This is a genomic window from Xanthomonas massiliensis, from assembly GCF_900018785.1.
Taxonomy (GTDB): domain Bacteria; phylum Pseudomonadota; class Gammaproteobacteria; order Xanthomonadales; family Xanthomonadaceae; genus Xanthomonas_B; species Xanthomonas_B massiliensis.
The window spans coordinates 804,659-829,244 of sequence record NZ_FCOY01000006.1 but is presented as its reverse complement, the minus strand read 5'-3'; the positions used below and the strand labels follow the sequence as shown (position 1 = coordinate 829,244).

Annotated in this window: 27 protein-coding genes and 1 pseudogene; 10 read left to right on the top strand and 18 right to left on the bottom strand. The window is 64.7% G+C overall.

Going from position 1 to position 24,586, the window contains the following annotated elements; translation table 11 throughout:
• Nucleotides 1–10: 10 nt before the first annotated feature.
• Nucleotides 11–1,237: an MFS transporter gene (locus BN3794_RS06780; RefSeq protein ID WP_201455259.1), complete on the bottom strand. Its 1,227-nt coding sequence runs from the start codon at nt 1,235–1,237 to the stop codon at nt 11–13.
• 107 nt (nt 1,238–1,344) lie between these two features.
• Here BN3794_RS06780 and BN3794_RS06775 point away from each other — a divergent pair, with 107 nt between their 5' ends.
• Entirely contained in the window at nt 1,345–2,259 is a 915-nt protein-coding gene (locus BN3794_RS06775; RefSeq protein ID WP_066095170.1) for a LysR family transcriptional regulator, read from the top strand.
• Nucleotides 2,260–2,275: 16 nt separating this feature from the next.
• Here the strand turns inward: BN3794_RS06775 and BN3794_RS06770 are convergent, their stop codons facing one another.
• From BN3794_RS06770 to BN3794_RS06730, 9 genes are all read right to left on the bottom strand, one after another.
• Nucleotides 2,276–4,258, bottom strand: coding sequence for a relaxase/mobilization nuclease domain-containing protein (locus tag BN3794_RS06770; protein ID WP_066095167.1), 1,983 nt, complete (start codon nt 4,256–4,258; stop codon nt 2,276–2,278).
• 435 nt (nt 4,259–4,693) lie between these two features.
• Complete coding sequence (locus BN3794_RS06765; RefSeq protein WP_066095164.1) at nt 4,694–5,281, bottom strand: S26 family signal peptidase; 588 nt, start codon at nt 5,279–5,281, stop codon at nt 4,694–4,696.
• The gene (locus BN3794_RS06760; protein ID WP_066095162.1) at nt 5,278–5,811 is read right to left on the bottom strand and encodes a DUF2840 domain-containing protein; all 534 of its coding nucleotides are present in this window, start codon (nt 5,809–5,811) and stop codon (nt 5,278–5,280) included. Before BN3794_RS06760 ends, BN3794_RS06765 begins: the two co-directional genes overlap by 4 nt.
• The gene (locus BN3794_RS06755; RefSeq protein ID WP_066097113.1) at nt 5,808–6,080 is read right to left on the bottom strand and encodes a chromosome partitioning protein ParB; all 273 of its coding nucleotides are present in this window, start codon (nt 6,078–6,080) and stop codon (nt 5,808–5,810) included. The genes BN3794_RS06760 and BN3794_RS06755 overlap by 4 nt, the downstream gene beginning before the upstream one ends.
• Nucleotides 6,077–6,715 carry a ParA family partition ATPase gene (gene parA / locus BN3794_RS06750; protein WP_066097109.1) on the bottom strand — a complete coding sequence of 213 codons (639 nt, stop codon included), beginning with the start codon at nt 6,713–6,715 and terminating at the stop codon, nt 6,077–6,079. The genes BN3794_RS06755 and parA overlap by 4 nt, the downstream gene beginning before the upstream one ends.
• A gap of 253 nt (nt 6,716–6,968) precedes the next feature.
• A complete protein-coding gene (locus BN3794_RS06745; RefSeq protein WP_066095159.1) occupies nt 6,969–7,826 on the bottom strand; it encodes a replication initiator protein A in 858 nt (285 codons plus the stop codon).
• A 26-nt stretch (nt 7,827–7,852) separates the two neighbouring features.
• Complete coding sequence (locus tag BN3794_RS06740) at nt 7,853–8,146, bottom strand: helix-turn-helix transcriptional regulator (protein ID WP_066095156.1); 294 nt, start codon at nt 8,144–8,146, stop codon at nt 7,853–7,855.
• Between the two features lie 119 nt (nt 8,147–8,265).
• Nucleotides 8,266–9,036 (bottom strand): DUF2285 domain-containing protein, encoded by a 771-nt coding sequence (locus BN3794_RS06735; protein WP_066095154.1) that lies wholly within the window; start codon nt 9,034–9,036, stop codon nt 8,266–8,268.
• A gap of 345 nt (nt 9,037–9,381) precedes the next feature.
• Nucleotides 9,382–9,729 carry a DUF2958 domain-containing protein gene (locus BN3794_RS06730; protein ID WP_066095152.1) on the bottom strand — a complete coding sequence of 116 codons (348 nt, stop codon included), beginning with the start codon at nt 9,727–9,729 and terminating at the stop codon, nt 9,382–9,384.
• 285 nt (nt 9,730–10,014) lie between these two features.
• Between BN3794_RS06730 and BN3794_RS06725 the strand changes: the two genes are divergently transcribed.
• From BN3794_RS06725 to BN3794_RS15840, 4 genes are all read left to right on the top strand, one after another.
• Entirely contained in the window at nt 10,015–10,302 is a 288-nt protein-coding gene (locus tag BN3794_RS06725) for a helix-turn-helix domain-containing protein (protein ID WP_078059628.1), read from the top strand.
• A gap of 124 nt (nt 10,303–10,426) precedes the next feature.
• A complete protein-coding gene (locus BN3794_RS06720; RefSeq protein WP_078059627.1) occupies nt 10,427–12,079 on the top strand; it encodes an AAA family ATPase in 1,653 nt (550 codons plus the stop codon).
• Nucleotides 12,080–12,114: 35 nt separating this feature from the next.
• Nucleotides 12,115–13,226, top strand: a protein-coding gene (locus BN3794_RS15845) for an IS3 family transposase (protein ID WP_187128042.1) whose coding sequence is annotated in 2 segments (ribosomal slippage) — nt 12,115–12,367 and nt 12,367–13,226 — 1,113 coding nt in all. Because the reading frame shifts where the segments join, the coding sequence is not laid out codon by codon here.
• Nucleotides 13,210–13,845 (top strand): AAA family ATPase, encoded by a 636-nt coding sequence (locus BN3794_RS15840; RefSeq protein WP_078059626.1) that lies wholly within the window; start codon nt 13,210–13,212, stop codon nt 13,843–13,845. The genes BN3794_RS15845 and BN3794_RS15840 overlap by 17 nt, the downstream gene beginning before the upstream one ends.
• Before the next feature lie 49 nt (nt 13,846–13,894).
• On the opposite strand, the gene radC is transcribed toward BN3794_RS15840, so the two are convergent.
• Entirely contained in the window at nt 13,895–14,404 is a 510-nt protein-coding gene (gene radC, locus BN3794_RS06705; protein ID WP_066095144.1) for a RadC family protein, read from the bottom strand.
• 337 nt (nt 14,405–14,741) lie between these two features.
• Here radC and BN3794_RS06700 point away from each other — a divergent pair, with 337 nt between their 5' ends.
• The 4 genes from BN3794_RS06700 to BN3794_RS17045 are packed head-to-tail and all read left to right on the top strand — an operon-like array spanning nt 14,742 to nt 16,778.
• A complete protein-coding gene (locus tag BN3794_RS06700) occupies nt 14,742–15,185 on the top strand; it encodes an Rrf2 family transcriptional regulator (protein WP_066097101.1) in 444 nt (147 codons plus the stop codon).
• Between the two features lie 2 nt (nt 15,186–15,187).
• Nucleotides 15,188–16,111, top strand: coding sequence for an NAD(P)/FAD-dependent oxidoreductase (locus tag BN3794_RS06695; RefSeq protein WP_066095141.1), 924 nt, complete (start codon nt 15,188–15,190; stop codon nt 16,109–16,111).
• Nucleotides 16,108–16,449 carry a class I SAM-dependent methyltransferase gene (locus tag BN3794_RS17050; RefSeq protein ID WP_425476701.1) on the top strand — a complete coding sequence of 114 codons (342 nt, stop codon included), beginning with the start codon at nt 16,108–16,110 and terminating at the stop codon, nt 16,447–16,449. The genes BN3794_RS06695 and BN3794_RS17050 overlap by 4 nt, the downstream gene beginning before the upstream one ends.
• A complete protein-coding gene (locus BN3794_RS17045) occupies nt 16,416–16,778 on the top strand; it encodes a class I SAM-dependent methyltransferase (RefSeq protein WP_425476700.1) in 363 nt (120 codons plus the stop codon). Before BN3794_RS17050 ends, BN3794_RS17045 begins: the two co-directional genes overlap by 34 nt.
• Before the next feature lie 70 nt (nt 16,779–16,848).
• Here the strand turns inward: BN3794_RS17045 and BN3794_RS06685 are convergent.
• A pseudogene (locus BN3794_RS06685) lies at nt 16,849–17,787 on the bottom strand (IS110 family transposase); the annotation flags it as partial.
• 377 nt (nt 17,788–18,164) lie between these two features.
• On the opposite strand from BN3794_RS06685, the gene BN3794_RS17010 reads away from it, so the two are divergent.
• Entirely contained in the window at nt 18,165–18,527 is a 363-nt protein-coding gene (locus BN3794_RS17010) for a helix-turn-helix transcriptional regulator (protein ID WP_078059625.1), read from the top strand.
• Between the two features lie 25 nt (nt 18,528–18,552).
• Here BN3794_RS17010 and BN3794_RS06680 read toward each other — a convergent pair whose 3' ends face one another.
• From BN3794_RS06680 to BN3794_RS06655, 6 genes are all read right to left on the bottom strand, one after another.
• Complete coding sequence (locus BN3794_RS06680) at nt 18,553–18,795, bottom strand: transcriptional regulator (protein WP_066095138.1); 243 nt, start codon at nt 18,793–18,795, stop codon at nt 18,553–18,555.
• 34 nt (nt 18,796–18,829) lie between these two features.
• Complete coding sequence (locus BN3794_RS06675) at nt 18,830–19,774, bottom strand: nucleotidyl transferase AbiEii/AbiGii toxin family protein (RefSeq protein WP_066095136.1); 945 nt, start codon at nt 19,772–19,774, stop codon at nt 18,830–18,832.
• On the bottom strand, nt 19,758–20,579 hold the full coding sequence (locus tag BN3794_RS06670; protein WP_066095133.1) for a type IV toxin-antitoxin system AbiEi family antitoxin domain-containing protein: 822 nt from the start codon (nt 20,577–20,579) through the stop codon (nt 19,758–19,760). Before BN3794_RS06670 ends, BN3794_RS06675 begins: the two co-directional genes overlap by 17 nt.
• Before the next feature lie 155 nt (nt 20,580–20,734).
• The gene (locus BN3794_RS06665; RefSeq protein ID WP_066095130.1) at nt 20,735–21,994 is read right to left on the bottom strand and encodes a tyrosine-type recombinase/integrase; all 1,260 of its coding nucleotides are present in this window, start codon (nt 21,992–21,994) and stop codon (nt 20,735–20,737) included.
• A gap of 302 nt (nt 21,995–22,296) precedes the next feature.
• Complete coding sequence (gene guaA / locus BN3794_RS06660) at nt 22,297–23,862, bottom strand: glutamine-hydrolyzing GMP synthase (RefSeq protein ID WP_066095127.1); 1,566 nt, start codon at nt 23,860–23,862, stop codon at nt 22,297–22,299.
• A gap of 36 nt (nt 23,863–23,898) precedes the next feature.
• Nucleotides 23,899–24,531 carry a LysE family translocator gene (locus BN3794_RS06655; RefSeq protein WP_066095125.1) on the bottom strand — a complete coding sequence of 211 codons (633 nt, stop codon included), beginning with the start codon at nt 24,529–24,531 and terminating at the stop codon, nt 23,899–23,901.
• Nucleotides 24,532–24,586 lie beyond the last annotated feature (55 nt).

Here is a 24,586-nt window from a genome sequence, read left to right as displayed (position 1 = left end):
CCTCCAAAGTTCAGTGCTCTCGAACAGCGTTCGAGAGCACTGAACCTGCCCCCTCTCTGCGGTCGAGCCAGCCACTCCACAAGGTCAGCAGCAGACCGGCACCGACCATGATGGCGCCGACCCAAGGCGTCGCGCCTAGCCCCAGCCTGGATTCCGCCACCAGCCCGCCGATGACAGCGCCGAGCGCGATGCCGGCATTGGCGGCCGACACGTTGAGGGTGGAAGCGATGTCCACGTTGCCGGGCCGATGCCGCTGGGCGAGCTGCACGACGTAGAGCGCCAGGCCCGGCACGTTGCAGAACATGAGCGCGCCCAGCACGCCGAGCGTCAGGATCGCGCCGAGCATTGACGACGCGGTGAAAGTGAAGATCAGCAGCACCGCCGCCTGCGCACCGAGCATCAACGCCAGCGCCGGCACAACCTTCTTGTCGGAGACGCGTCCGCCAAGGAAATTGCCGACGATCACTGACACGCCGTAGAGGGCCAGCATCCACGCCACGCCGTTCGGGCCGAAGCCGGTGATGTCGGCCAGGATGCTGGGCAGATAGGCGAAGGCGACGAAGGTGCCGCCCCAGGCGCAGAAGTTCATGCCGAACGCGATCAGCAGGCGTCCGCTGCCCAGCACCTTGACCTGCTCGATGAGACTGCCGGCTGGCGCGATGTCGATCTTGCGCGGCAAGGTGGCTGCCATCGCCATCAGTGACACCAGACCGATGGCCGCAACGAACCAGTAGGACATCGGCCAACCCAGGCGCTGGCCGATGACGGTCGCAATCGGCACACCTGCCGCGACCGCGATCGTCAAGCCACCGAACACGATCGCCACCGCCGAGGCTCGCCGGTCTTCCCCCACCAGACTCGCGGCGATCGCGGCGCCGACGCCGAAGAAGATGCCATGCGGCAACGCCGAGACGATGCGCGCGACGATGAGGAATTCATAGCTCGCGCTCAACGCGGCCGCCGCATTGGCGAGGACGAACAAGGCCATCACCGCCAGCATCAGCGTCTTGCGCGACAGCCTTCCTGTCAGCGCCGCGAGGATCGGCGACCCAAAGCTGACGCCCAGCGCATAGCCGCTAACGACCAGCCCGGCGCGCGCCAGGTTGACCCCGAAATCTTCGGCGATCTGCGGCAGCACCCCGACGCTCGCGTACTCGGTGGTGCCAATGGCGAAGCCCCCGACCATCATGGACAACAAGGCGGGCAAGGTGCCGCGCTGGGTGGAAGCAGCCTGCATGAAACGCTCCGAATAGGTCTGATTGATCGACCTTTCCGAGCGTAGATGGAACGACTATGATGAAATAGATGCTCTAGTTCAATTCACCATTGAAATGGATTCCTTGAATGTCTCGGCAAAACATCAACCGCGCCTTCGAGATGGAAGTGTTCATCGCGGTGGTCGCGGCCGAAGGCTTCACTGCGGCCGCCGAGCCGTTGGGCATGACGGCCTCTGCCGTCAGCAAGCTCATCAATCGGCTGGAAACGCGCCTGGGGACAAAGCTGCTGCATCGCACCACGCGCAAGCTGCAACTCACGCCCGAAGGAAGTGCCTTCCATGAACGCTGCCTGCGCATCCTCGACGACATCGACTGCGCTGAGCACGAGGCCGCGCAGGTGGGATCGCCGCGCGGGCGCGTGCGGATCAACAGCCATGTGGCCTTCGGCGTCCATTACCTGCTGCCGCGCGTGCCGGAGTTTCTGGAACGCTACCCGGACGTGCAACTGGACGTGACGCTGAGCGACATCGTGGTCGATCTGCTGGACGACCGCAGCGACGTGGCGATCCGCACCGGGCCACTGCCGGACTCGCGGCTGACCCAACGGCGAATTGGCGCCAGCGGCCTGGTGGTGGTGGCCTCGCCCGACTACCTGCGGCGCACAAACACCCCCGAACGACCCGAAGACCTGCGCCAGCATCGGCGCCTGGGCTTCAACTACGCCCGGCATGTCGATGCATGGCCCTTCATCGACGGTGACGGCGCGCGGATCGCCATCGCACCGTCGGGCGACCTGCGCCTGGGCGACGGCGAGAGCATGCGCCAGATGGCGCTGGCCGGGGTCGGTGTGGCTCGGCTGGCGCGCTACCACGTCGGGGCCGATCTCGCCGCTGGCAGGCTGGTGGCCTTGCTGGAAAATTACGATGCTGGCGCCGTGGAAGACATCAATGCGGTCTTCGTCGGGCCCGGCCGCCATGTGCCCGCAAGAGTCAGGGTTCTGCTCGATTTCCTGGCCGAACGGGTTGCGCAGGATTTGGCTTGAAGCCTCGGCAGAACGGCTATCCGATGGTTGGCCCGCGCTGCCTTCCAATCTCCCACGACACCCCGCCGCCGCGCACCGTCGCGACGAGTTGCTGCCCCAGCCGCTGTTCGATCACCGGCCGCCATGGCACCAGACTGAATCCCATGCCGTCATCGAGCATTGCGTAACGCCCGCTGGCGAGCATGACGGAACGCCGGTAGATGCCGGCCACGCGCTGCCCTTCGGCTACCGGGCGATGCTCCAGGCCGGTTTCGGCAGCAATGTCCTTGGCGACCTGCGCCAGCTCCCGATTGCGCAGCGTGCCCAGCAGGTTGCGCGCCAGGATCACGCGCTGCCCACGCCGCTGCGCCAGCCCCTGTTCTTCGAGGAAGTCGGCTCGCTGCTGCATGGCCTGCTTCGCATCGCCGCCAAAGCCCAGGTCGCCCAGTCCACGGCCGCCGCCGATCAGTTGCTGGTCAAGCCAGGTCGCGCCGATCACGCGGGCCTGCCGCTCGATGGGAAGATGGGACTTCATTTCCACGGCCACGCCACCCAGGCGCTGCGCGTCGTACTGGCGGCCACGCACGGCCAGGTCGTCCGGCACCTTCCATAGCCCTTCGGCCACGCGCTCCACGATGCCTGCCCGGCGCAGGGCTTCCAGCCGCCGAACGTGGGCGGCGACAACCTCCTGCGGGTCGCGTCCGGGCTTGGCCCGGCCCTGTTCAATGGCCAAGTGATGATCGGCGCGGTACAGGCCATCGCTCGCCAGCGCAGTGATGTTCTTGTCGGCCGCACGCACGTCGGCCGAACCTTTCACCTCCACTACCGCGCCCGTAGGGTAGTTCGCCAGCTCGTCGCGGGGGTTCAGCGCGACGTAGTGGGCCTTGCCGTCCACACCGTCGATGACCAGATAGCCGCGGTCATGCAGCTCGTCGGCCAGCCCCTTGGCAGCCACGCGGCCGATGACGGTTCGGCCATCCTCACCCGGCTCGAACACCGCCAGCTCGCGCGGCTGACCGCTCATGGCCCGCTGCATGGTGCGGATGATGTCGCCACGCTCGCCCAGGCCGCGCAAGGTCTTCTCCGCGTCCGCATGGACAGCCCAGGTGCCGGGCTGCATCTCGTCGGCCAGGCCCAGGCGCTGCAAGCGTTGCAGGCGGCCGATCAGCAGCAGGCGCTGGCGTTGCAGCCGGGGTTCGTTGAAGCGTTCGACCTGCACCCGGCCATCCTCGCCGGCCTCGCGTTGCAGCGTGCGGTCGAGGCTTGTCCACCGCTCCTGTTCCACTTCGCGCCCCAAGGTTTGCTGGATCTCCAGTTCGGTGCGCGGCCCCAGCCATTCGGTCGCCAGTTCGGCAGCGCGATGGCGGAAGCCTTGGGCGATGTAGTCGCCCGCGATGATGAGATCTTTGCCGGTATCGTCGCGTCCGCGCACGATCAGGTGTGTGTGCGGGTTGTCGGTGTTCCAGTGATCGACCGCCACCCAATCCAGTCGCGTGCCCAGGTCGGCTTCCATACGGTTCACCAGATGCCGGGTGTAGGTGCGCAGGTCGTCCAGCTCGGCGCCGTCCTCCGGGGAGACGATGAAGCGGAAATGGTGTCGGTCGTCGGCGCAGCGTTCCTTGAAGGTATTGAGGTCGGCTTCGTCGGTCTGCGACCCGTAGGCCCGCCCAGGTTCGCCATCGCGGCCGGCGCCGTCGCGCTCGATGTAGCGCAGGTGCTTGGCGAGCGATTGCGGGCTGGCGTTGCGCTGTTTGACCAGCAGCGTCTTGATGGTCACGCGCCGCGACATGGGCGTGAGCTTCGCGCCCGCGAAGCGCGCCGCTGTGTGGCCGCGCCCGAGGCGCGAGCCTGGGCGCTGGCCAGCGCGTGCGCCGCTGCCGCTCGATGCGGGACGGCGCACCGAGGACTTGCCGCTGCTGGCTTTGCCCGCCTGCTTGAGCACCTTGGAGATGAAGCCCTGGCTCCGGTTCTTCGGGGCGCTGGGACGCACGCGGAAATCATCGTCGCGGCGGTCGGTCATGGTTGCACTCCCTGCAAGCTCTGGCGTGTCCGGTCGTGCGAAGCACGCGGACATGCTTGCATTGGCGCGGGCCTCGCGCCCCACGCGGCACGGCGGCGAAGCCGCTCCGTGCCGCGCCCCCCCATGTGCAGACAGGCTTTCGACGCGGCCCGGTGCCGCGTCCTTTTGTCTTGCCTTCCGCCTTTGCCCCTCGCTGGCGCTCCGGGCAGCGGCGGCCCTGCGACGCTGCTGCGCGAGCAGTCAGCGCGCCGGCGAACGCGGCGACGGCCACAGGCCGGGCGCGTTCGAGGCAAGACGCCTGCACATAGGAAGGCAGCGCAAAGTGCAGCGCGGATGCGCTGGCACTGCACGCGCGACGACACGCGGAGAACCACCGGATCGGCACGCCCGATGGCACGATGAGATGCACGGCAAAGTGCAGCGAATCGGTCGCCATCATGGGCGTGACTCCAGCCAGACCGGATGCGCAATGCCGATCACGGCGGACGCGCGCACCGGCCCGAAGTACCTGCTGTCGAACGACGCCGGGTTGGTCACACTGAGCAGGAACAGTTCGCCGGGTTGAAGGCGACGGCATTGCTGCCAGGATGGCAGCAGCCGGCCCCATCGGTCGGCAGGCAGCACGGCGGCCGAAGGCACACCGTCGATGCGGACGATGCGACCAGTGATGCACACCTCCTGCGGCGCGACGGCGCCCACGCGCTTGAGCAGCGGCACGCGCGCCGGCAGGTAGCCGCGCTGTGCGGCCAACGCGGCGGCATCTGGCGGCAGCGTGGTCAGCACGATGCTGTCCACGGACAACGGACGTGGCAGCGAGCCGTCACCGGGGCCCAGCGGATCGACGCGATACCAGCCGACCGCCACACTGTCGGACGGGTTGTAGATCAGGCGCGGCAGCGGATGCACGAAGGACGCCCAGGCCAGCGCAGCGAGGCCGCAGGCGGACAGGCCCGCCAGCACGATGCGAGCGCGCAGGCGCGAGCGAGGATGCGGCGCGGTGCCGGCAGCACAAGTGGCGGTCATGGCAGCGCCCTCCCGGTCAGCCAAGCGGCGTGCCGTTCGGTGGTGTACTCGGGCAGCGGCAAGCGCGCGGCGAGCCGATTTGCGAGCGTGCGCCAGTATGCGAGCGAGGCGCCGCCGGGCGCGATACCCAGCGCCTCGATGGCGTCGATGCGCTCCAGCACCGCGCGCACCTGGTTCTCGCCCTCGGCGTGCAACAACAGGCGCGCGCCCGGCTGCACGCCGGGGATGCGCTGCGCCGTATCGAGCGGTGTGCAAGCCTGCATCACCATGAGCTGCCAGCGCACAGTGCCGTAGTCGTTGGCTTGCCAGCGGATGCGGCAGAACATCGCGCCCGGCAGGAACACCGCGCAGCGCCGCCAGCGGTCGAGCTGGAGGGTGCGCGCGGGTTCACCGAAGCGCAGATAGAGCTTGAAACGCGGTTCGATGTAGGCCAGCGCCACGCGCGTCAGCGGCGCGCTGGCAGGCTGGCCGGCAGGTGCTGCGAGTGCAGCCGTGGCCGTGCCAGTGGCCGGCGAAGCGGATGCAGTCATGGTGTGTTCTCCCTGCGGTTCTCTGGAAACTCCCGCTCCAGCAGGCCACGCAGCAGGTCGGCCACGGTCACGCCTTGCGTGAAGGCTGATACCTTGATGCGCGCCCGCATCGCGGGCGTGATGTCGAGAGTGAGGCGAGCCGTGTAGAGGTCGCCCTTGCCCAGCGCATCGGCATCGCCCTGGCGAATCCACGCCTCGGCGTGCGGATTCGCGGGCGGACGCGCGCCGATGCCGACGCGCTTTGCGCGTGGTGGCGGCTTCGCTGTCATGACGGCCACCGCAGCAGTTCATCGACCAGCGCGGTGATTTCACGCGCGGCCGCGCTGTCCGGCGCCGTCTCGCGTGCAAGCCGACCAGCGGCCACGCTGTCGGCGAACACGATGCGCTGATGCACTTCCGCGCGCAGCGCAGGAAGCGGCTGGTCGGCGAGCGCCTGACGCGCTTCACGCCCGATCACGGTGGTGCTGACGCGCCGATTGATGACGAAGGCCGCGCGCAGCGCAGGCCGAAAGACTTGCGCCTCGCGGATCAGCGCCACCATCTCGGCGCTGGCCCACAGGTCGTAGGGGCTGGGCTGCACCGGGATCAGCACGCGCTCGGCCGCCAGCAGCGCGGAGCGCGCCAAGGCGGCGATGCGCGGCGGGCCGTCGATGATGACGTGATCGGCCCGCTTGGCGAGTTCCGGCGCCTCTTGGTGCAGCGTTTCGCGGGCGAGGCCCACGGCGCTGAACAGCCGTGGCAAGCCTTGCTGGCTTCGGCGCTGCGTCCAGTCCAGCGATGAACCCTGCGGGTCGGCGTCCAGCAGCATGACGTGCTGGCCGCGCATCGCCAGCTCGCCGGCAATGTGCGTGGCGAGCGTGGTCTTGCCTACGCCGCCTTTCTGGTTGAGCAGAGCGACGATCATGGCCTGGCCCTCCATGCTGGAAAGCCGGGCTTTTGCTGCTGCGTTTGTGGCCGCGTGGTGGTTGTCCACCGCAGCGGCGTTTCTCTACTAAAAGTTAGAGAAATGAAGTTAGGGAAGTTAGAGGGCGAGGAAACCCAGTGCTGGCGCGGGTTTGCGGTCGATCGGTACGCCTGATAGCACGATAGTCCCACGCCTGATAGCACGATACCCCGCACGCCTGATAGCACGACTCCATCCACAGGCTCTCCCGAAGTTATCCCCGTGCCGTCTGCGGCACGGGCCGGAACGTCAGCAGTTCCATGCCGTTGTCCGGCATCCGCTCGATGCCCAGGACGTAGCCGGGCAGCGACTGCCGTGCGACCAGCGCGCGCAGGTCGCAGGCGAAGTCGTAGGGCTTCGCGGTGCTGCCCGATTTCTGGTGCAGGTAGCGAAAGTCGAACTGCCAGCCGTGTTCCTGCTTGCCGCCATGCTTGCGCACCAGCCGGTACAACCACCGCTCGATGCCGCCGGTCAGCCGGAAATACGCCGGGTCGATGGTCAGCACCAGGGCGGCGTCGAGCACGCCGGCATAGAACCAGTCCGGCAGGATCAGCTCGATGCCCAATGGCGTGCCGCTGGCATCGGCCAGTTCCTTCCATTCGTTGATCCACGAAAAGCGGTGCAAGCGTCGCCCGGTCGTCTCGCGGATGGACGTGGCCACGGTGGTCGATTGCAGCCGGTCGAGCGCGGCCTTGAGGCGCTGGTAGTCGCGCAGCGACTTGCCGCGCCCGATGAAGCGCAGGATCTCGTAGGGCGTGGCGCGCATCAGCCGCGAGGGCCGCAGGCCCGCGTCCTTCGCTTCCACGATCTGCGAGGCCGCCCATATCAGCACGTCCGCATCCCAAATCGTGGCGATGCCGTGCTCCTGCGTGCCTTCCACGCGGATCGTGACGTTGCCCACGCGGAAGTCGATGGGCTTGACCCGCTTGGACTTGCCGAGCGAGAAGAACGGATAGGCCATCAAGTCCTGGCTGTCGCGCGGGGCCATGTCGCCCGGCAGGGCGCGGAACAGGTCGAGCTGTTCGCGCTCTGGCGCCGGCCGCTGCCGGAACGGCAGCGCGGGACTGGACATGACGACCGCCACCCGTGAACCGACGATCAGCGGCGATCACGGTAGTCACCCGCATGGCGCTCGGCGTACTCCGGGTCGGACGTGGCATCGAAACTGCGCGCATCCGCCCAGGCATCCAGGTCGGCTACCGCATACATGACGCGGCGACCGAACTTGCGGAACTTCGGGCCGCCGCCGATCACGCGCTGTTTCTCCAGCGTGCGAGGGCTGAGGCGCAGGTATTCGGCGGCCTCGTCGTTGGTCAGGTAGCGTTGGGGCTGCGCGGGCGCAGCGACGGCAGCGGCGGCAGCGGCGGCAGGCCGCAAGGGAGCGGGTCGCATCGTGTGAACCTCCATCGGTCGGCAAAGGCCGGTCACACAGCGCGACCGGATGGAGTCAGTCTCAAGAAAGCGGGGCTTCCCGTTCAGGGACGTTTTGCGGGGGGCGTGAAACGTCCCCCCTAATGCGACGAAGCCGGCGGAAGCTGCGCCAGGCGGCGATAGCCGCCGCGCATCAGCGCCTCGCCCCGGCGCACCAGACGGCGCACGCGGGCGCGCAAGGCGCTGTCGGCGTGCCAATCGGCCGCGACGGCGTCGGCACCGAACAGCCCTTCGGCCACCTCGCGCAGGGACGCGCCCGCCAGGGTGGCGTCCAGCGCCTGCAAGGTGTGCAGCTCCATCAGCGCGGCGGGCGTGGGACGGGAGCGGGCCGCCGCCGCAGGCACGGCGACGGTCGCAGCGGACAGCGCATCCAGCTCGGCCGCGAGCGTGCGATAGCGCGCGCAGGGCGTGGCGCAGGCGCGGGTGGCGTAGAGGTAGGCCATGCCGTCTTCCAGACCCGGCCCGAGGGCGAGCCGCATGCAGCAGCCGGGCCAGCGCGACACCAGCACCAGGCGCTTGCCGTCGTGGATCAGGTGCTTGCGGCCGGGGACGCGCCAGAACTCGAAGGCGTAGGCATCGGGCGGCGGATCGGCATCGGGATAAAGCTGCACCACCGCATCGTGATCGGGGAACCAGGCCGGATGCGCGTCGCGCGCATCCAAGGCCGGGTCTTCCAGCAGGCGCAGGCCCCAGGCGTGTGCCGCGTCCGGCCGGCGGCGACGGCGCAGCCAGTCGCGCCGGTAGTCGGGGTTGCGGCGCAGGTATTCCCAGGCCAGCTCGGGCCCATCAAGGTGCAAGACGTAGAGATACGCGGCGGTCGGATACCAGTGTTCAACGCTCGGGTCGGCCATGACGATGCCTCCTGACGGTCAGCAGGAACGTCGCCACGGTTTCGTGGTGCGGGAGCTATCGGTTCAACATCAAAACGTCATCGTGATCGGGTTAGGTTGTAGTGGTTGGTGTCAAGACCGATTGGCTCCGGTGCATTGCGAAAATCGTCTGAATGCGACGGCTGCACCGCCAGGAATTGACGGGCTGCATCGGACACCGTGCCGTAGACCGCGCCGAAGACCATGACTGTTTGCAGCAGAGTGATGCTGCTTCGGCGCAAGAGTGCGGTTTCAGACCGGACAGGTCTTGGGTAAGACTGACATAGTCACAATGCGCCCCGCGTGGCCTCGCAGTGCGGGCCTGCATCAGTCCGTGATCGAGCCGTTTTCCTGCGCCAGTCGGACGTACTCCGACAGCGGCCGTGTCGCCTGGAAGTAGCGATCGCGCATCACCGGCTGCTTGTTCGGCCCGACGATGCCGGCCAGGTCGGACAGCTTCGCCGTCCCTAGCGCAGGCCCCCCGATGCCAAGGTCGATCAGCCCGAAACTGGTATCGCCATCGATGGGATCGAGTTCGGACAGCAGCCAGGTGACATGCGCGTCCGGGGTGAACAGCCGCACCACCGGCAACGGGTCGATGGCCTGACCGGCGGCGCGGGCCTGGCCGTTGGCCAGCAGCCGGGCGCGCTCTTCATCGGTGATGAGCGGGTTCATGGCCGGCCTCGCTCCTCAAAGGAACGGAGCCGCCAAACCGCATCCCCGCTTGCGCACGAAACCACAGATACGCAAGCCCGCGAATCCGCGGAAGCACGAAGGCACGAACGTGCATGGGCGCAAGTCAGTAAAGACACGAACGCGGTTCCCCGGATTTGGCGCCATCCGCAGATGCGGATTTCCGTAAAGGCACGAAAGCGTAGAACATCACCAAATGAACACTATAGATTGTAGCCCTATAGGGCGCAATGGGCTGTCATCTTGGTTTTTGCGAGGAAACCATAGGTGGCGGCAGCGTACTCGTTGGCGAAGGCATTGAAGACGGTCAGGAAAGCGCGTGGCTTGAGCCAGGAAGCGTTCTCCGACGTGTCGAGCCGTACCTACATGAGTACCCTGGAGCGCGACCTGAAAAGCCCGACCATCAGCAAGTTGGCCGAGCTGTGCGAGGTGATGGAAGTCCATCCGCTCACGCTGCTGACGCTGGCCTATGCCGGCGATAGCACACAGCAGCTGGATAAGCTTTTGGTGCAGGTTCGACAAGAAATTGAGGGGCTCAGAATCCAGCGTGACTGACTGGTACGGCTAAGAGCAAGTCGGTGGTGGCGCTGTAAAAAGGGAAAGAGCACGCTCAGCTTGGCATCCGGTTGGACATGATGATCGTTAGCGCCGTCAGGATTCCCATGGGAGGGGGACAGTCATGATCAAAGGCATCGTCATCCAAGGCTACAAGAGCTTTCATCCGACAAGCCCTGTCAATATCGCGCTTGAGACAACGACACAGAAGCCGGTCTTCTTCTATGGCCTTAACGGCGCCGGGAAAACGGCGATTGGGGAAGTGATTCATGGTCGCAGCCTTGGAGGTGGTGGATTCCCTGCGTGCCGGATAGAGACGACGTTAGGCGGCCCCTTCCGTTATCTTGTCTACAACCACCATTTCGTGCAATCGGTGATCGGTGAAGCGGAGGGCATGCCCGGCATCTTCACCATCGGCGAGCTGGACACAGATACACAGAAGCAGATTGAAGAGCACGAGCGCTCGCTTCAGGAAGTCCGAAGCCTACGTGAGAACGCGCAACGAGATATCGGGCGCATCAACGGAGAACTCGAAACCGCGCTGAACGATGCCAAAGACTCTGTGTGGGTTACCTACAAGGCCCATGACAAAGGCGTGTTCGACAACTTTCTTACTGGATATGGCCGCGGCGCACAGAAGTTCTTCGATGATCTGCGCAAGCATGAAACGCCGGACGACGAGACTCTGGAAGGACTCGACAGCTTGGCCAAACGCTTGGCTGATATTTCAGGGGATGAGACGTCGAAAAGCACGCACCACCTTGCATTGGGCGCATTCCGGGCTATCGAGCAGGACGCCATATGGCAAGAGCGCATTGAAGTATCAGGCGAGAGTCGCCTTGCACCCCTCGTTGAGAAGCTAGGCAACGGCGACTGGGTGAGCAAGGGTCGTGCATTCGCGCACGAAGATCAGTGCCCGTTTTGCCAGCAGGGACTGCCCCACGGATTTCTGGACGACTTGGCCAAGCTCCTGGACGGAGACCGTCAACAGAAAATCGACCTTATCGATGCGCGCATCGTCGCTTACGAGGCCGCCATCCAGACGCTGCAGCCTGCTGTAGAAATAGCTCTGTCAGAACCGCTATCTGAAGAAACCGACCTGAAGGCGACTTGGGAGGCAACGCACGCCCTTCTGAAGGCGAACGTGGCCACGATGCGGTTGAAGCAGGCCACCCCATCGGAGCCGGTGGAGATTGCGCTCATCGACATGCAACCACTGCAGGTCTCCCTGTCCACGCTCAACTCCCGCATTGGCACGTTCAATCAGCGAATTCAGAACAAGGCCGCGGAGCGCACATCAATCCGAGCAGCATTCTGGAAATACATGTGCAGAGATCGGATCGAGGTCTATCGTGCCTATGACGCCCGAATTGCTCCGCTCAAGCAGCAATTGGAGGAAACAAGGGCTGCTGACAGCAACGCAGGAACGCTAGAGGCCGGCCATGTTGGGTCTCTGACCGAACTTCGCAAGAAGCAGGAAGGCGTGGACGCCTCGGTGGCCGCCATAAACGAGCGACTCAAGGGGTTGGGCATCGGCTCATTCTCGATCGCTCGCAAGCCAGGCGAAGGCAGCCTGTATTGCTTGGAGCGTCCTGCGCATGGCGAGAGCAGCGCTCAATCGCTGAGTGAAGGAGAGAAAACGCTGATTTCCTTTCTGTACTTCATCGAACTCCTCAAAGGGTCGAAGGAACAGGGGGCCGCGGTCGATCTCGGCAAGACGATCGTGGTGATCGATGACCGCGTAAGCTTCCCCGATCCGCAGACACCCCATAAGTAGAACTTTCTGGCATGTTTCCCCAGCCAGGAGGTTCCATGAAGAAGTCCCGTTTCACCGAGACCCAGATCGTCTCGATCCTCAAGCAGGCCGACGCCGGCGTGCCGGTCAAGGACATCTGCCGGCAGGCCGGCATCAGCGTGCCGACCTACTACAAATGGAAATCGAAGTACGGGGGCCTGGAGGCCTCGGAGCTGCGGCGGGTCAAGGACCTGGAAGCCGAGAACGCCAGGCTCAAGCGGATGTACGCCGAGCTGGCGCTCGACAACGCGGCGATGAAGGACCTGATCGCAAAAAAACTGTAGGGCCGGAGCAGAAGCGCGAGGCCGTGCGGTACCTGGTCGAGGTGCACGCGCGGCCCCTGAGCCGGTCCTGTGATTGCGTCGGGTTGTCGCGTGCGGCCTGGTATCAACCGCCGCTGCATTGGACCGTGCGCGACGCCGAGATCATCGCGGCACTGGCCGGGCAAGTCGAGAGTCGTCCGACGCGCGGCTTCTGGAAGTGCTGCAAGGTCCTGCGCCGTGCTCGGCCGGACTGGAACCACAAGCGAATCTACCGGGTGTACAAGGCCATGGAACTCAACCTCCGTCGCAAGGCCAAGCAGCGGCTGCCCAAGCGCGAACGCGTGCCGCTGTACGTCCCGCGCCTGCCAGACACCGTCTGGTCGGCCGACTTCATGGCCGATGCGCTGGCCTGTGGCCGTCGCTTCCGGACCTTCAACGTAGTCGACGACTTCAACCGCGAGGCGCTGCACATCGAGGTCGACACCTCGATCTCGTCCACGCGTCTGATCCGCATTTTTGAGCAGCTCAAGCGTGACCACGGCTTGCCGCAGGTCCTGCGCACCGACAACGGCCCGGAGTTCCTGGGCGAGACCTTCGTGCAGTGGGCCAAGCTCAACGGCATGGCCATCCGGTACATCCAGCCCGGCAAGCCCAACCAGAACGCCTACATCGAACGCTTCAACCGGACCTTCCGCGAGGAGGTCCTGGACCAGCACCTGTTCACCCGCCTCGACGACGTACGCGAGGCGGCGTACTGGTGGATGCTCGAGTACAACGAGGAGCGTCCCCATGACTCGCTCGGCGACATGACGCCGGTCGAGTACCGTCAAGCCGCCGAAGGTTCTACTTTTGAAATGTCTGCTTGACGGGGAAGCTTACGACCCGATCTCCAGCCTTTCCCACAATTTCGTCTACGACATCGCGTCGATGATCTGTCACGAACTCATCAAACCTCCTGGAGGGCAGAAAGTACGACAAGTCATCGTTCTGACTCACAACCTCTTCTTCCTGCACGAACTGGTCTATCAGATAGCTGGCAGCAAGCTGGCCAAGGCGGGCGAAAAATGCCAGTTGCTACGTGTGGTCAAGAGTGAGCACAGTCGAGTGGTGCCGATGGATGCCCGAGACTTTGCTAACGACTACGACGCGCTCTGGCATGTCATGCAGGATGCCAAAGAAGGATCGGCTCGTATCCAGGTGGTGCCCAATACCATGCGGTGCATCCTGGAAAACTTTTTTGCGTTCACAGGCAACACAAAGCAATTTGAAGAAGTCCTGAAGCAGCTGTCTCTGGAAGATGGCGCCTTCCGCCCATTGGAGCGGTTCTTGAATCGAGGATCACATAGGGACGAAACCAACATTGCCCACATCGACTGGGGACAGTTCGATATTGCCTACTACCTCGGAAAGCTGGAAGCCGTTTTCAAAGCCGCAGGTCATCCTGACCACTACCGTTTGAAAATGGGACTGCCAGAGCCCGGATAAATCCAAGAGACAACTCTGAGCGCAGCAAAAAGGGGCCGAAGCCCCAAGGTCAGAGCAAACCTCGCTCCGCAAACGATGTACTGGCAACGCCAGCGACGATGATGTGGTCCAGCGTACGTACGTCGATCAGCTCCAACGCTGCCTTGAGCTGCCGCGTCAGCGCCCTGTCCGCAGCGCTGGGCTCTGGATGTCCGCTGGGGTGGTTGTGTGCCAGGATCACTGCCGCCGCATTGGCCCGCAGCGCCTCCTTGACGACTTCGCGCGGATGCACGGATGCGCTGTCGATGGTGCCGCGGAACATCTCGGTGTACTCGATCAAGCGATGCTGGGTGTCGAGGAACAGAACGGCGAACACCTCATGCTCGAAGCCGGCCAGCTTGGCGTGCAGGTAATCCTTCACGACGGCTGGAGAACTGAACTCGGCTCCGCGCTGCATCTTCTGGTCAATGGCCTCGCGTGCCGCTTCAAGGATCTGTTCGACAGAAGCCAGCCGATAGCGGCCTTGAGTGTCGCGCACATGCAGCAGCGAATCGAACGAGGAAAAGGACAGTTGCGACATGATCGTGCTCCGGTTGCTCGGGCGGAATTGCCCGGAACCGTGGCCAGCACGGCGCAGCGCAAGCAGTCAGGGATCGAAGACGGCCAACCGGCCGCAAGCGTGCGAGCACGCGCAGTCATTGACGGCGAGAACGCCGTGATACGGTAAAGGGAACAGCAAGACCGCCCCTCCATCTCCAACGAAGAAGTGGAAGGCAAGCGCAGCGCGCAGGCCCGGATCAACGATCCAGGCCGAAGGCGTCAGCAACTGTCTTGAATGTCAAGCATGAAGGCTCGACAGCAATCGACGTTTACGTTCTGTCTTGACATTCGATCTCATACAGAACATCATTAGTTACATGAAGCGCGACAGCCGCCTATCTTCCGTCCTGCACGCACTGCTGCACATGGCTGAGCAGGAAGGCCCCGTCACTTCTGAAACCCTGGCTCAATGCTTGGGTACCAATCCCGTCGTCGTCCGGCGCACCATGGGGTATTTGCGAAAAGCGGGCATCGTCACTTCCGATCGAGGCCACGCGGGTGGATGGCGCATCCATGCCGACCTTGGCGCCGTCACCCTGCGCCAGTTGCACGAGGCGCTGGGCGAGCCGGCCATGTTTGCCATAGGCAATCGCAACGAAACACCGGAGTGCCTGGTCGAGCAATCGGTGAATGCCGCGCTCGAAGGCACGTTTGCCGAGGCGGAGGCGCTGCTGCTGAAGCGGTTCTCGGAAATCACCCTTGCCGATCTGGCCGCCGACTTCGCGCGCCGGCATGCGGCAGTACAACGCAAGAGGAGTTGACCATGCACCACGACGTCATCGTCATCGGAGGGAGCTATGCGGGAATGGCCGCCACCCTGCAACTGGTGCGTGCGCGCCGGTCTGTGCTGGTGATCGATGCGGGCGAGCGGCGCAACCGCTTCGCCGGCCATTCGCACGGGTTTCTCGGCCAGGATGGCGTTGCTCCCGGCGAGATCGCGGCGAACGCGCGCCGCCAGCTCGAAGCCTATCCGACGCTCTCCTGGCTTGAGGGCCGGGCTAAAGCCGTTACAGGGCAGGTGGACGAATTCACCGTCACGACGTCCGATGGCGTATCGCACCAAGGCCGCCGCATCCTGCTGGCCACCGGCGTGGCTGACCAGCTTCCTGCCATTGCAGGACTCGCCGAGCGCTGGGGCAAGGCGGTCTTCCATTGCCCGTACTGCCATGGGTACGAGCTCGGCCAGGGCCGCATCGGCATCATCGGCGCCGGACCGCTGTCCGTCCATCAGGCCGAACTGCTCACCGATTGGGGTGATGTGACCTTGCTCGTCAACGGTGCCGTGGAACTGAGTCAGGAGGCCAGGGCCACTCTGGAACGTCGGGGCGTGACGATCGAGGAGGCGCCCATCGACAGGATCGACGGGCATGCCGACGTGGCGATGACCGACGGACGGCTGTTGCCCTTTGCGGGCCTGTTCACGGCGACGCGCACTTCTCCTTCCAATTCCCTTGCTGAAGCGATGGGCTGCGCGCTGGAAGAAACGCCTATGGGCCTGCAGGTGCGCACCGATGCCGAGAGCAAGAGCTCGGTGTCCGGGATATTCGCCTGCGGCGATGTGACCCGGGTACCTCATTCAGTATCGCTGGCCGTGGGCAATGGCGCCATGGCCGGCGCCCAGGTGCACCGTTCGCTGCTCTGGCCGGGGACCGTCCAGCCCTTGCAAGAGCAAGCTGCCACCTCATGACCCCGTTTTCCGGCACGACCATCGTTTCTAGCTATGCTGAGAACGCCGCGCGAATGGTGCCCGGCCTGCGGGACTTGCCGAAGATGGCCGGCGCGCTGCTGGCCGAGCGTGTGCCGACCGATGCGCGCATCCTGGTGCTGGGTGCCGGCGGTGGGCTTGAGTTGAAGGGCCTCGCCGAGATGCAACCGGGTTGGCGCTTCGATGGCGTGGATCCGTCGGCCGAAATGCTCCAGTTGGCCCACCGACCCTGGGACCTCTCGCATCCCGTGCGCGCTTGCACGAAGGCTATATCGACACGGCTCCCATGGGACCGTTCGACGGCGCGACCTGCCTTCTGACGCTGCACTTTCTTCCGCGGGCCGAACGCCTGGAGACCTTGAAGCAGATGCACGTGCGACTCAGGTCCGGCGCTCCTCTGGTTGTTATCCATCACAGCTTCCCCAACGAAGGTCCGGACCAGGACAAGTGGCTCCAGCGCAACGCCGCTTACGCGGTCGCCTCCGGAATGCCTTCGGCGCAGGCCGAGAACATTCTGGCGCTCAAAGGGCGACTCCCCGTGCTCTCGCCGGAGCAAGACACTGATCTGCTCAGCGAGGCCGGATTCACGCACATCGAGTTGTTTTATTGCGCATTCACTTTCAAGGGCTGGGTCGCGTACAGGCGATGAACGACCGAGCCCCCCGGCCGCGTGGTGGCACGATGTCAGCCTCCGCATCGTCCTGGGCAGTTGCCGCCTTTTCTTTCCACGGCATGCCAGTTCTCACCATGGCATTCAGAATGATCAGCAGCTTGCGCATGCAAGCCACGATGGCGACCTTTTTGGGCTTCCCTGCCGCCACCAGCCGCTCATAGCAGGCTCGGATCAGAGGGTTGTGCCGCATGGCTACGATTGCCGCCATGTAGAGGGCGCTGCGCACCGTTGCCCGACCACCGCAGATCATGCGCTTGCCGCGTGACTGGCCCGAGTCCCGATTCATTGGCGCGACGCCGACCAGTGAGGAGATCTACTTGGCCTTGAGCTGCCCCAATTCTGGAAGCTCGGAGATCAGCGCAGCCGTAGTCGCCGGCCCAACGCCTTTGACGCTCTGCAAGAGCTTCGTCAGACTGGCTTGATATTTGGCGAGATGCGCTGCGATGCTCGCATCGATGTCCTGAACCTGGCGCTTCAGGATGTTCATCAGTTCGATGATCCCAGGCTGCACATCCGAGTGAGAGGCGTACTTGCGCTGACGTTCACTGACTTGCAAGCGGACAAGCTGCCTCCGGCGGGTCACCAACGCATGCAGGCGCTGCTGCGTCTCATCTGCCATCGGCTTGGTGAAGCGATCCCGGTCTGGGCGTTTGTCGATCACTTCGGCCAGCTCTGCCAGCATCAGCGCGTCAACGCGATCCGTCTTTGCCAGCCTGCCCATCGCCTTCGCGAAATCTCGCGCCTGTCTGGGATTGACTACCGCCACCCGGAATCCTGCGGCTTGCAGGGCGCAGGCACAGGCAAATTGGTAGCGGCCAGTGGCCTCCATGACGACGAGTGAAATTGGTTGTCTCCTCAGCACTGCCACCAGGGCCTGGTGGCCCTCTCGGTCGTTACTGAAAACGGTGGTTGCGCCATCCCTCCCAATGGCTACATCGAGTGTGTTCTTCGAGATATCGATACCGACGACTATTCCATTGGCCATGATCTCTATGTCCCATCCTTGCAAATGCGAATGTGGTTCCTGCAACTGTTCGGGCTTGCAGAGACCAGTCGCAGACATGCGCTCAGGACTGACGCACGGGCTTGGAAGCACCGAGGGATAACGAGCTACATGCTGCGGCCAATCACCGGTGCCAATCGGCACCGGGCGTAAACGGCACTCCGATCACGTGGAATGGAAGATACAAGGGATCAAAGCCGGATGGACGCGACTCGCAGAGGCGCGGGGCGAAAGCCCGCGAGCCCGACGGCGGAACGCCGGGAGGCTCCTTTCCTACGCTTGACCTTGCTCCAGCAAGTTGTCGCGATCGCCAGCGATAGCCACCATGACGTTCATTGCGAACACATGGAATCTGGACGATGACTGCCGACTCGGAACCGCTCAGGACCTCTGCACAACCCGCTGCCTCCCTGCCCCACCCTGGCGCCGAGCGATACGCCGAGCTTCCACAGTTCGCGAAGGGATCACCGCTCCCCTTTCGCCGCACGATCCGCCGCCGCGAACTGCATCAGATCGTGCCCTTGGCGGAAACCACCATCTACGAAATGGAGCAGCGCGGCGAGTTTCCCCGGCGCTTCCGGCTGACGCCGCGCTGCGTGGTCTGGGATCTGGAAGAAGTCGAAGCCTGGATAGAAGGCCGCAAGCAAGCCTCGCGATCAGCAGAGACCGATATATCGCCCGGCCCGGACGTGAGGCTGCGTCGGCACCGCCCTGTTCGATGAAACCGCCATCTGGCGTCCACGGCGACTACCCGGCATCCACCCTTCCCAGTTCTGCCCCTGGCAGCACTCGTGCCATCTGAGCCGCGGTAAGCGTGACCGCCGCATCGCGGTCCTGCGCCTCCCGGCTGAAGGCCAGCGCGACATGCCGAAGCCGACCCCAGCCCACCGTGGCGTCGGCACAGTCGCTGCCGGCCAGCCGGCGCAGCACCTCATCCTGCGCATCCAGCTCAGGATTCAGCGCATAGACCAGTGTGAAATCGTGAACCATCGCGATCGTTCCATTCGCTTGTATTGCCGTCACGTCATCGCACCTTGATCCGCGCCAGCACGTCCGCCAACTGACCACGATCCGCAGCGCGTTTGGCGGCCGTGCGCTGTGCCAGGTTGTGCAGCTTGCGCCGCACCCCGGGCAGATCGGCCGCATGGGCAAGGCCGATCAACCCGAAATCCGGCTGCTCATCCTCGACCGATTGCAGAAAGGCGCACGACGGCTCGTCCAGCCAATGGGCCACGCGCGCCAACAGACGTTCGCGGCTCTCCAGCAAGGCCGCCGCTTCAATGGGCTCAGACGTCATGCCCTTGAAGTGAGCGTCGAAGGTGGCCTCGAAATCCGCAGGTACGCGCGGCGCCAGCATTTCCCATGCTGGCTTAGGACTGCACGTCAGGTACACGAGAAAGGTCCGCCAAAGACCTGCATCCGCCCGCTCATCCTCCAGCAGCAAGCCCACGTCGAACAGATCGCGCGGATGCTGCCGCGACAATGCCGCTGCCAGCTTTCCGGCATACAGGTCGGCGAAATCCAGTACCTGCACTTCGGCGAAGCCGAACGCCTCCTCCACCTTCGGGCGCACGACCATGGCCCGCACCGGATGCACCGTCCCGCGCATCACCGGCGTCGTCTCAATCTGCACACGCGCTCGGCCGCGACTGGCTACCAGCCGGGTGACCGCCCCGCCTTCGCCCGCTGAAGCTTGCACCTGCAATTGCAGAGGCCGGGCGCGCATCACGTCGGCCAGTTGCCCGAGCGCTTCAGCGATCAGCTTCGCATCCTCGGCATAGTCGTGCACCGGCAGCCAGGCCAGGTCGATGTCCACCGACAGACGCGGCAGGTCATGCTCGAACAGGTTGATGGCGGTACCGCCCTTGAGCGCGAAGCGCGGCTCCTGGGCCAGCACCGGCAAGATTTCCACCAGCAGCCGCACACGGTCCGTGTAGCGCCGATCCCATCGATCAAGCAAGGTGCTCATCGAGGTCTCCTGGCAAGGTGATCTGGTAGGTCGGATGCAGGCGCCCGCCGGGCACCAGCGCACGCTTGCCCCGGCCCAGATCGACGCCATCCAACGGCACATGCGCCAGCCACGCATGCCGATGGCGATCGGCCAGCGCCAGGAACAGCCGCTTGGCCTTGATGCTGCGGCAGTGGCGCAGCAGCAGGCCGACCCGCTGCGGGCGCAGCGTGGTCATGGCCTGCATAAGCGCATCGGCCTCATAGACCCCAGCGGCATCCGATACGCCGTCGCACAGTTCCAGCATGGCCCGCTCAGGCGTCGAGCACACCAGGGCATCGACACCAGGCGCAGCAGAGTGCAAGGCCAGACCCACCTTGGATAGCGCCGTCTCGAAGACTTCCGCAGTGAAGGACACGGCCGGCAGATCGAACGGCCCCTTGCCTTGGTACTCGAAGCGCTGCTCCATGGGCAGCTTGTCGACCCAGCCCGGCGGCGGCACCGGCCCGTAAAGCGTGATCGTCCCGGCATCGCCCAGTCGCAAGTAGTGCTCGTGCCCTTGCAGAGCCAGAGCAAAGCGTCCCCCAACATGCAGCGGAACGCCCTCCCCGACCTGCAGGCTGCGGACCACCCCATCCCATTGCAGCCGCCCGCCCGCGCGCATGTAGACGCCACGCGCCGGCGACACCAGCCAGCCGCTGCCGACATAGCGCGCGACCAGGCTGTTGGAGTAGTCATGCGCGCGCAGCCAGCGGCTGGACACCAGGCGCGTATCGCCCAGTTCGGCCAGCAATCGGTTCAGTTTTCCTGAATTTTGAGCATCCATAGTGCTCAAATTATCAGTTTTATAAACCTTCGCCAAGGACCATGAGTTTGAAACTTCAGTAAAAAGATCATCCAGAGTGATCTTTTTCGGACAAATGCAAACCCCGGTCTGCCCACCAAAAGGGGTTCCAGTTAAGGTCATCATGCGCTCCTCCCTCACAAAGCCGGGCTGAGCACTGGGACCGACGCGTCCTCCGGCACCAGCTTCGGCACATGCGTGCGCCCATCGATCCATGCCTCCACCATGTCGGCCCACTCCTGGAGCATGTGCCGCCGCGGCCCGGCGTACTCGGCCTTGTTGTAGACCGACCGCGAAGTCCGGCTGCCTTCTTCGTGCGCCAGGCACTTCTCGATCCAGTCCCCATTGAAGCCCACCTCGTTGAGCAGCGTGGACGCGGTGCGGCGCAGGTCATGCACCGTGAATGGCTCCAACGGCAACCTGGCTTCCTTCGCGCGGGAGCCAATGAGTTGCGTCACCCGGTTGAGCGTTGCATGCGACATGCAGCGATCGGGGTCATAGCGGGACGGCAGCACGAATCGCGAGCCCGCTGCGCAGGTGTGCAGAGCCACGAAGATGTCCATCGCCTGCCGCGACAGGTAGACCACATGCGGCTTGCGCCCCTTCATCCGCACCTTGGGGATCGTCCAGGTGGCGTTCTCGAAATCCACTTCGTTCCAGGTCGCCTCGACCAGTTCGCTCTTGCGCACCATCGTCAGCAGGATCAGCCGCAAGGCCAACCGGATGGTCGGATAGGACGCGATGGTCTCCAGTTGATGGAAGGCCAGCCGGATCTCGGCGGGCGAGAGCGCCCGGTCCTTGGGAACGAAGGTCGCGATTGAGGCCGCCTTCACGTCGTCGGCCGGGTTGGCGAGCCGTTCGCCGTGCAGGATGGCGAAGGCATAGACCTGCTTCACGATGTCGCGGACGTGGATCGCCGTGGCCGGTGCGCCGCGCGCCTTCACCTTGTTGCACAGCGCCCGCAGGTCGTCGGGGGTGACTTCCCTCAGCTTGCGATTCTGGAAGACCGGCAGGATGTCGCGGTCGATGATGTGCTTGCGCATCGCCCGGGTGCTGTCGGCCATGCGGGCATCGGCCAGCCAGCGTTCCGTCATCTCGCCGAAGGTCCTGGCGGCCGTCAGCCGCCGTTTGGCCCGCTGTTTCTCTAGCGCCGGGGAATCGCCTTGAGCAACCGACCGCTTGGCATCGAGCAGCCGTTCTCGGGCCATGGCCAGCGACATGCCGGCCGGCCCGTACCGTCCGAGCGTGAGCGTCTCGCGGCGCCCGTTGAGACGGTAGTCGTAGCGGAAGGTGATGGTACCGGCGGTCGATACCGCCACGTACATGCCATCGCGGTCAAAAACCTTATAAATCTTGGACTTAGGCTTGAGATTGCGTAGTGCTGTGTCGGTGAGCATTGAGGGTGTTCCTCCTGTTCGTGACGGCTTTTACCGTCAGGGACCTGGAGACCCGTTGATGCTCGGAAAGCCGCATGAAATAAGCTTTCCTCAGGAGTTTTTTACCGTCAAAGACCGGTTCGGTCTCAATAGTAAACAGGAAGGTCTGGATCCGACCTCCGGGGGCTTACCGTCAGTTCTGTCGCCGACCCGTTCTGCTGGCCGGCGATAGTCACCGATAGAAAACATGACTTATACTTTTAAAATCAACAAGTTATGTCACTTCCATCGATACCTGGCGATAGCCCCCGAAAGACGTTCCGTCATTCCCACTCGATCGTCGCCGGCGGCTTGCCGGAGATGTCGTAGACCACCCGCGAGACGCCGCGCAGTTCGTTGATGATGCGGTTGGACACGGTGCCGAGCAGTTCGTACGGCAGCTGCGACCAATGCGCCGTCATGAAGTCGATCGTCTCCACCGCGCGCAGGGCGATCACCCATTCGTAGGCGCGGGCATCGCCGACCACGCCCACCGACTTGACCGGCAGGAACACCGCAAAGGCCTGGCTGGTCCGGTCGTACCAGCCGGACTTGCGCAGCTCGTCGATGAAGATGGCATCGGCGCGGGCCAGCAGTTCGGCGTATTCGCGCTTGACCTCACCGAGGATGCGCACGCCCAGGCCCGGACCGGGGAACGGGTGGCGGTAGACCATCTCGCGCGGCAGTCCCAGGGCCACGCCGAGGCGGCGCACCTCGTCCTTGAACAGCTCGCGCAGCGGTTCCACCAGTTTGAGCTTCATGTGCGCCGGCAGGCCGCCGACGTTGTGGTGGCTCTTGATGACGTGCGCCTTGCCGGTCTTGCTGCCGGCCGATTCGATCACGTCCGGGTAGATCGTGCCCTGTGCCAGCCAGCGGGCGTTCTCCAGCTTGGCCGATTCCTCGTCGAAGATCTCCACGAACAGGTTGCCGATGATCTTGCGCTTGGCTTCCGGGTCGGTCACGCCTTGCAGTGCCTTGAAATAGCGGTCGGCGGCGTTGACCCGGATCACCTTGACGCCCATGTGCTCGGCCATCGTGGCCATCACCTGGTCGCCTTCCTGCCAGCGCAGCAGGCCGGTATCGACGAACACGCAGGTCAGCTGCGTGCCGATGGCCCGGTGCAGCAACGCGGCCACCACCGAGGAATCCACGCCGCCGGACAGGCCGAGGATCACCTCGTCGCTGCCGATCTGCTCGCGCACGCGGGCGATCTGGTCCTCGATGATGTTGTCGGCGGTCCACAGGGTCTTGCAGCCGCAGATGTCCACCACGAAGCGGCGCAGCAGCGCCTCGCCCTGCCGGGTGTGGGTGACTTCCGGGTGGAACTGCACGCCGTACCAGTGCTTGTCCGGGTTGGCCATCGCCGCCACCGGAATGCGGTCGGTGTTGGCGGTGACGACGAATCCCGGCGGCACCTTCGCGACATGGTCGCCGTGGCTCATCCACACGTCCAGGCGCGGCTGCCCCTCGTGGTCGGACAATCCACCCAGCAGTGCATCCGGGGCGATCACCTCGACCACGGCATGGCCGAACTCGCGCTGGTCGGCCGCCTCGGTGGCGCCGCCCAGTTGCGCGGCCAGGGTCTGCATGCCGTAGCAGATGCCCAGGATCGGCAGGCCGCTGTCGAACACCTGCCGCGGTGCGGCCGGGGCATCGGGCTGGGTGGTCGATTCCGGGCCACCGGAGAGGATGATGCCCCTGGCACCGAAGGCGGCGATCTCGGCCGGATCGTGGTCCCAGGCCCAGATCTCGCAGTACACGCCGATCTCGCGGATGCGCCGGGCGATCAGCTGGGTGTACTGCGCGCCGAAGTCGAGGATGAGGATCTTGTCACTGTGCAGATCGGTCATTGGATCGGTTCAACCATGGGTCAATTGGGAGCGGAATCAACGGCGCGCTTCGGTCGCCATGCGGACGGCCAAGCCTGCCAGCACGGTGCCCATCAGCCAGCGCCGGGCGGCCATCATGCCGGGCGCGGCCAGGAACGCGACGATGCCGCCGGCGGTGACGGCGATCGCGGCATTAACAACGCCGATGCTTATCAGGATCTGCGTGGTCCCGAGCACCCGCGATTGCGCCGGCACGCTGCCACGATGCAGGTCGACGAACTGGAGGAGCAGGGACAAATACATCACCGCGATCCTGGGGTTGAGCAGGTTGGTCACCAGGCCCATCGCCAACAGCTTGTGCGGGCGGTCGACGGGCAGCGCCCGCACCTGGAATGGCGAGCGGCCGCCGGGCCGGATGGCCTGCCATGCCAGCCAGAGCAGGTAGGCAGCGCCGCCGATGCGCAGCGCATCGTAGGCATGGGGAACCGCCATCAGGAGTGCGGTGATGCCGAAGGCCGCGCAGAGCATGTAGAAGACGAAACCGAGAGTGACGCCGCCGAGCGAGATCCCCCCCGCCGTCCTGCCCTGGCAGATCGAGCGCGAGACGAGATGGAGCATGTGGGGACCGGGCGTGAGCACCAGGCCCAGGGCGATCAGCGAGAACCCCAGCAGAGTGGTTGTGTCCGGCATGGCGCGCTTAACCCAGTTCGCAGTGGCTCGACGGCGGATCGCAGGTCCCGGAGGC